The following is a 3,812-nucleotide window of genomic DNA, read 5'->3' as shown; positions in this document are numbered from 1 at the left end:
CCATCCTTCCAAATTTACACCACGTCCTAAGACTCTACCGTCACGGAGATGATGGACGAGGCGGAGGCGGAGGTGCTGGCGTACTTCGGGTTCCCGGGAGCGCACCGGGTGAAAATCCACTCCACGAACACGCTGGAGCGCCTGAATAAAGAGGTGAAGCGGCGTTCCGACGTGGTGGGTATCTTCCCCAACGAAGAGAGCATAACCCGGCTTCTGGGTGCGGTGCTGACGGAGCAGAACGAAGAATGGCTGTTGCAGAACCGCTACCTGCCGCAGCACAGCATGGCGGAGATAGAGCAGACCGCTGAAAACGATGTGATCGAGGCGCTGCCACTCAGCGCTTAACAGACATATTACCGGACCGGAAGGCTGGATCTGAATTTACACCACCTTGACGGACTCGACCCCGACACGCTGGACGTAGTGCGCGAACTGGCGCAGATATGCGCCAGCCACACCCACCCCACACCGGGACCAGCGGGCAGGCATCACAGTTCACCGGAACTGCCGAGAAAACAAACGCTTTGAAGGCAAAATACAGCCCCCTGATTGCCTGACATAACACACGCGAAAACCATCACGTCACCAGACGCCACAGAACGCCCCACAGTAAGCGCAGAAACATAAGGCCGACACCGTTCGGCCTTTTTTGCGTTCGTTTAACCACGCCCCAGAGACGAAGAGACAGAGTGCAGACGGAAGCGGATCCGAGACGGAAACGGCGCTACACCGCACCCGCCTGCGGTATTTGGATCATAAAAATTTTGCAAAAGAATTTTTGCGCAAAGCAATCCGCCAGCCCGCGCCGCCGCTAGGCTTGTGCGGTCTGCTGGCTATTGCACGCCGCGCAAGGATTTGCAGCACTTCGCAAAAGTTAGCGCGCCCGTCGCGCCTAACCGATTGGTTAACATGATGTTTTTAAAAGGATCGTTTACTTTCCGTCACGATCAAATATGCGTTCCGGTCGTTTGGATTATTTCCCCTGAATGCTCTGAAAGCCTTGCGGCGCAAGGCATTGCCAGTCATGGCGCGTATTTTTATTTTTGCAAAATACCGCGCTATGCAGGCGAAAGGATCTGCGATTGCTGGCCGTCGCTGCGCTAGCAAAATACGTATGTGGTTTGCGCCTTTTGCCGCTTCGTCTGATCGATAGCGACGATCAATTACTGATAATTGATCTACAAAAGCAATTGGACGAATGACAATACAGGCCATAGGGTTATCGCAAAAATAACGACAGGCCAACACCATGAAAGTATTGGGTTTAAAATTTTGCCAAGACTGCAACGTCCGGCGTTCGCTTCTGGAGAGACTATTCCCGCTTGATGTCGAGCGTTGCGACAAATGTCACTATGCGTTTATCAGGTCAGTACGAGAGCGCAGGGAGTAAGAGTAAAATCATCAAAGACCAGCCAGCGGGCTGGTCTTTTTTACCCATAAAAAAGGCCCGCCGAATGCGGGCCTACTCTTTGTTATGTAGACACTTTTGTCGAAGTGTGGACGCTATGTGGACGCTGATTTTAAAAATCCCTTTCAATCAGCTATTTAAACACTTGACCTTCCCATTGATGGAAGGTTTGACCTCCATAACTAATGCAAAAGCAGTTCCGGGTCAAACCGGATTAACAGGAGTGATGGTATGTCGCGAGTAACCTTATTGGCTCTCGACGCTCTGACCTGCGGGCACTGCGTGATGCGGGTGAAAGAGACGCTGGAAAAACGCCCAGATGTTGAACTGGCGGAAGTCAGCATTGATTCCGCACGAATTTCCGGCGAGACCAGTGCTAGCCAGCTGATCGCCACGATTGAGTATGCGGGCTATCATGCCTGCGTAGCGCTGGACAATTCACACCCAAAGGCTGATCCGCTGACAGACTCAGAAACTCAGCCGGAAGCGCTGACAGCGGATGATGCCACGTTTCCGGCAGATAGTTTTCACCTGCTGATTGACGGCATGAGCTGCGCTAGTTGCGTCAGCCGCGTACAGCATGCGCTGCAGAGGTGGACGGCGTTAGCCAAGTGCGGGTAAACTTGGCTGAGTGCAGCGCGCTGGTACTGGGTTCGGCGCAGCCGCAATCCCTGATTGAGGGGGTGACGCGTGCTGGTTATGGCGCAGAAATTATCGAAGATGACGTTAAGCGGCGGGAAAAACAGCAGCAGAGCGTCCAAGCTGCGGTGCAGCGTTTTCGCTGGCAGGCGGCGCTGGCGCTCGGTATTCCGCTGATGCTGTGGGGTGTAAACGGCGACAATATGATGCTGAGCGCTGCCAACCGCAGCGGGTGGCTGGTGGTTGGCGTACTGACGTCGCTGGTGATGGCGCTTGCTGGTGGGCATTTCTACCGCAGCGCGTGGAAAAGCCTGCGCAACCGCACGGCAACGATGGATACCTTGGTGGCGCTCGGCACCGCGGCGGCCTGGCTCTACTCAATAGTGGTCAACCTGTGGCCCGATATGTTTCCAATGGCCGCGCCCGCCACCTCTACTATGAAGCCAGCGCGATGATCATCAGCCTGATTAACCTCGGGCATATGCTGGAGCAGCGCGCGCGCCAGCTCTCGTCGCAGGCGCTGGAAAAGCTGCTGGATCTGACGCCGCCGACTGCGCGTGTGGTTACTGACCATGGCGAGCAGTCGGCGGCGCTCAGCGCAGTGACGCTGGGGAGACGCTGCGGGTCAACACCGGCGATCGCGTGCCGGTTGATGGCACGATTATCCAAGGCGAAGCTTAGCTGGACGAGGCAATGCTGACCGGGGAAGCTGTCCCGCAGCGGAAATTAGCAGGCGATACGCTGCATGCCGGAACGGTAATGCAAGATGGCAGCGTGCTGTTGCGTGCCGATGCGATTGGTAAAAACACCACCCTGTCGCGCATTATCCAGCTGGTGCGTCAAGCGCAGAGCAGCAAGCCGGCGATCGGCCAGCTGGTGGATAAGATCTCTGCGATCTTTGTTCCCACCGTGGTGGTGATTGCGCTGCTGATCGCCTCCGTCTGGTATCTGTTCGGCCCCGCCCCGCAAATCGTTTACACGCTGGTAATCGCCACCACCGTGCTGATCATCGCCTGCCCCTGCGCGCTCGGTTTGGCCACCCCAGTGGCGATTATTGCCGGCTTCGGGCGCGCCGCCGAGTTTGGCGTGCTGGTGCGCGATGCCGATGCGCTGCAGCGTGCCAGTACCCTCAGCATGCTGGTGTTCGATAAAACTGGCACTCTGACCGAGGGCAAGCCGCGCGTGGTTGAGATTCAGTTGTTTGACGGGGCCGATGAGCCGTCGGTATTACGCCAAGCTGCCGCGCTGGAGCAGGGTTCCGGCCATCCGCTGGCGCAGGCAATCGTCGCGCGTGCGGGCCTTAGCCCCCTGCCAGAAATTGCGCAATTTCGTACAATACCGGGTCAGGGCGTCAGTGGCATACTTGACGGCATTCCGCTGCTGTTGGGTAACTGAGCGCTGATGGCGCAGCAACAGATTGCCACCGATACCGTCCAACAACAGATCGATAAGCTGGCGGAGACGGGGGCTACCCCTGATGAATCCCCAGAAAACAAGACAGGCATAGCGTGATGTGATCTAACTGATTGCGCTAACAATTTCAAGGAAATCACCGCTATGCCTGCCCGTGTATTATGCCAAAAATTCTTTAAAAGTGTACTGGAGCCTCTGCATCTTTACCGCCAGAAATCACTGATTGATGCAACCAGTGCTGTCATAAATGGTGCCTCTCTCACTCTTACCAGTATCGGACGTCATTTGACAGGAACAGCATCCGTTAAAAATAAAATAAAGCGGGCGGATCAACTGCTGGGAAATTCTCACA

1 protein-coding gene and 3 pseudogenes are annotated in these 3,812 nt (G+C 55.8%); 3 read left to right on the top strand and 1 reads right to left on the bottom strand.

Annotation, left to right across the window (positions count from 1 at the left end; genetic code table 11):
* Positions 1–48: 48 nt before the first annotated feature.
* Positions 49–345 (top strand): annotated as a pseudogene (locus BBW68_RS06295) (transposase); the annotation flags it as partial.
* Between the two features lie 573 nt (positions 346–918).
* Here BBW68_RS06295 and BBW68_RS18320 read toward each other — a convergent pair.
* Positions 919–1,215, bottom strand: a complete 297-nt coding sequence (locus BBW68_RS18320; protein WP_162475472.1) for a hypothetical protein — start codon at positions 1,213–1,215, stop codon at positions 919–921.
* Positions 1,216–1,639: 424 nt separating this feature from the next.
* On the opposite strand from BBW68_RS18320, the pseudogene BBW68_RS17695 reads away from it, so the two are divergent.
* Positions 1,640–3,523 (top strand): annotated as a pseudogene (locus tag BBW68_RS17695) (heavy metal translocating P-type ATPase); the annotation flags it as partial.
* A gap of 81 nt (positions 3,524–3,604) precedes the next feature.
* Positions 3,605–3,812: pseudogene (locus BBW68_RS06280) on the top strand (IS4-like element ISEc60 family transposase); the annotation flags it as partial.

This window comes from Candidatus Erwinia dacicola (genome assembly GCF_001756855.1).
Lineage (GTDB): Bacteria > Pseudomonadota > Gammaproteobacteria > Enterobacterales > Enterobacteriaceae > Erwinia > Erwinia dacicola.
Note: the sequence above shows the minus strand (reverse complement) of the source record. Positions and strands in the feature narration are given on the sequence as shown.

Bases quoted from the DNA above. Each gene is read 5' to 3' on its own strand.
- BBW68_RS18320 (WP_162475472.1), bottom strand. From the start codon at position 1,215: ATGGCCTGTATTGTCATTCGTCCAATTGCTTTTGTAGATCAATTATCA.